At 35.1% G+C, this 3,225-nt stretch carries 1 protein-coding gene; it reads left to right on the plus strand.

Going from position 1 to position 3,225, the window contains the following annotated elements; translation table 11 throughout:
* The first annotated feature begins 596 nt into the window (after positions 1-596).
* On the plus strand, positions 597-3,212 hold the full coding sequence (locus DQG13_RS30180) for a hypothetical protein (RefSeq protein ID WP_113023903.1): 2,616 nt from the start codon (positions 597-599) through the stop codon (positions 3,210-3,212).
* Positions 3,213-3,225 lie beyond the last annotated feature (13 nt).

Raw genomic sequence — 3,225 nt, forward strand, 5'->3', positions numbered from 1 at the left:
CCCAGCCCCAATAAAATTTCCAATTCGCTTCTTTCAGGGGCTTGACATCTTACCGCTGGACTTTTGCATTGCCCTAAACTGGGTACTGAGTAATATTAGTTAAATAGTCCAAAGTCTTTGGGGCTAAATTTCCGTTATAGGTATTGATTTCGACAATTTCCTAGTAATTCCTTTTTAGTTAACCTAGTTTTCCATAGTTCTTGGGTTAGAGCAGTATTTTCAACTCGAACTAAGGAGATAGTTATAGAATCTCCTCCTATCCAAATGACTCGGGGTTACACGAATGTACTTGTGCTTCGCGGCTTTCGCGAGATGCCCGCAGAGGCTCCATGTCAAATTGCCCTACAACCTTATCAAACCTTGATCAAACCACTCAGTATAGAGGAGCCAAATAAGAATTCACAAAAGAAATGCTCTTCAAGGTAACAGATTCTGGTATAGTAAGTATAGAATTGACCTTATGAAATTGAGCATTTAATAGGAGGTAGACAGACATCGACAAGCCAAAAACTCCTTATATCTTCTTGAAATCAAGAAGACCTAATGAATTTTCAGATTCCTTCACTGTAAAAAAAGGAAATCTATCCAAAGAGTTCATGGACTTCTTTTTAAGCACCCTTACCAGTAGAAGCCAAGAAAAAGACTTTGAACACTTTTGTAGGGAGCTGGCTCAAGTCGAAATATGTCCTAATCTCCTACCCCAGACTGGTCCAACCGGTGGTGGAGACAGCAAAGTGGATTCTGAAACTTACCCGGTTTCAGAATCCACGAGTCTCACATGGTACTCAGGAGTTGGTAGAAATGCCGCAAATGAAAGATGGGCTTTTGCAATAAGCGCAAAGAAAAGCTGGAGACCAAAAGTTAAATCTGATATTGAAAACATACTCAGCACAAATAGAGACTATAAGAAAGTATTTTTTATGACTAATCAAGCTGTCCCTGACAAAAAGCGTGCAGAAGTAGAGGATTCGCTTTCAAAGCAATTCTTAATTGATGTACGGATATTGGATAAAACATGGATTTTAGAAAAATTGTTTATTAATCAAAGGCAAGAAATTGCGATCAAAACCTTCAATTTACCGAGTGATTTTGTTGATGAAATAAACTTGGGCCCATTGGACTATAGAAGAAAAAATAGATTAGAAGCAATTGAAACAGCAATCTCATCTCAAATATCAAAGCAAGAGTTTAATTTACTGCTAGTTGAAAATGCTATCGAATCTGCAATACTTAGTCGCGAGCTTGAATTACCTAAGAGTGACACAGTCGGAAAATTCGAAAGAGCTTCAAAAATTTCAAAACAGTACGGAACTACCATGCAAGTAAAAGAATCCTTGTATCAATGGGCTTGGACTTTATATTGGTGGTATGATGATAAAGATAATTTCCAAGAAGTATTCATGCAATTCATGGAAAATGTGCTTGGCAGCAATAATTTTTTTGATATAGAACGACTTACAAATTTGTGGATGAACCTTTATACGACTTGTAATGGCAATCTCGAAAATGAAATATTAAAATCCTGTACTGCTAAACTTTTAGATGAATATGAACGACTAATATCTGATACTAAGCGAATAAATACTTCATTAGAAGCGAGGGCAAATTTTGTATTTGTAAAACTGTTTTTAGGACACGATCCTGAAAAATTATTTCAAGAACTAAAAATAACAATGCAAGAAAGCAGTCACTCAATTGATTTTAGTTTCAATACAGTTATTAAAATGGTTACGGAGCTTTCTCCCCTCCTTTTAGATTCTGAGACTTTTAACGAATTATTTGAAGTACTTATTTCGATGTCTGGTAGCCGTGAACAAGAGTTGGCTTCTGCGAAATTGTTGTTGGAAAGAGGAAAATCATTATATGATGAGAAACCTTATTCCGCCATCCAGTTTATTGGTCGTTCACTTGTTAGGTTATATAAATCGGAGAGCAAAAAACTTTTAATATCCGCAATGTTTTTTATGGCAAGTTGTTTTAATAGAATCGGTTTACAGTGGGCTGCTTATGGCTACTTCATTAATGCATATTATTTAGCAGTCATTGATTATATGAAATTTGGTAATGTGTCTCCGTATTTCTTGGGCTCGTCAGAAAGCCTAAGAAATTTGGAAATTGAAACTGGGAGACTGGCAAATTCATTGGAGTGGCACCGCCTATATCTACTTTCCAAGGAATTATTGAATTCATCTGGGTATAATATAAAGAGTAAACTTATTGAAGAAGGTGATAGAATATACGACGGAATTCTCGGCACCTTTTTTCTAAAATTGAAGCAAAGTGATCTCTCAAAAATATCAAAGTTACCGAATGCACTAGAAGTAAATGGACTTGAAATGGCTAGCGTTGCATTAAAGTATTCTCTGGGGCATATTGATCCTGATTTATTGAAATCATTCGGAAATGATGATGACGCCATTAACGATTTTATGTTTAAGTGGTTTGACCAACCGGCAAATAATCAACTTCCAAACAGTCTGATATTCGGTAATGAACATTTTGAACAGTTTCAATCAAACATATTAGGGTGTAAAGTCACAATCAACTCAGACGTGAATTTTCCGTGCTTAGAACTTTCACAAAGCATTCTTTCTTGTATTGAGGCTTTTATGTCTACAAGCATCGTTGATGCAGTTATGTGCAGATATCCCGATGTAAATATTACTTTAAAATTTATTGAAAGTGATTCTTATCATCTGGATGTTTCTCATACTGATATCCAAGGAAATTTACACTATAACATCACCTGTAGTAATTTCACTAAAGAAACATTCATAAAATCACAACAGGAGACAAAGGAATTCTTATTCAACTTCATTGTGAACTTCATTTCAAAAGTATTTCTTTTTAAAGATTACGAAAAACAACTTGAAAAATTAATTGTATCAGATGAAGCTCTAAATAGATCAATTGAATTTACCTCAAGTATTTTTGTTGTTGACGATTTGTTAGGTCAACATAGACTATCACTTGAGAAATGGATCGAACCTAGTTTTGTAGATTTCCCCTTAATCAGAGAAAAGGAATTATTTGAAAAATCTCCAAAAATAGCTGATAGCATAGAAGGTACCGAGGCTGAAGATTATCAAATTAAATATGGACTCCCAGAAGGTCACAATTTTGAATCAATAAGCCATCAAAATATACAGATGGGTAAAATTATTAACTCAACTTTCGCAGCTCAAATCACCAAACCAACCCTTCATGTATAGGGGCAGACTTGTG

Origin of the sequence: Paenibacillus sp. YN15 (genome assembly GCF_003285005.1) — a bacterium.
GTDB lineage: Bacteria > Bacillota > Bacilli > Paenibacillales > NBRC-103111 > Paenibacillus_AR.